At 60.3% G+C, this 315-nt stretch carries 1 pseudogene; it reads left to right on the top strand.

Annotated elements, in window-relative coordinates:
• Positions 1-140: 140 nt before the first annotated feature.
• Positions 141-315: pseudogene (locus AC5RT3_RS20685) on the top strand (lipoyl synthase); the annotation flags it as partial.

Genomic DNA, 315 nt, shown 5'->3' with positions numbered 1-315 from the left:
GTCATCATCACCATGCGCGAGACCGGCAAGGACATGAGCGACAAATACAAAGAAACCGCCATGGGCGGCCTCGCCGTCAACGTCGTCGAATGCTGACAGCCAGCAAACCACGGCAAGACCCACGAACTAAGGAAGCAACCATGACACTGGCACCCGAAGGCCGGAAGATGCTGCGGATCGAGCAGCGCAACGCGGCCGTCCCGGTGGAGCGCAAGCCCGACTGGATCAAGGCCAAGGTCCAGATGGGCCCGGAGTTCGTCGGACTCAAGAACCTCGTCAAAAAAGAAGGCCTGCACACCGTCTGCGAAGAAGCCG

This window comes from Arthrobacter sp. Y3221159 (assembly GCF_059089885.1).
The sequence above is the reverse complement of the archived record's forward strand: the minus strand, read 5'-3'. Positions and strand labels throughout refer to the sequence as shown.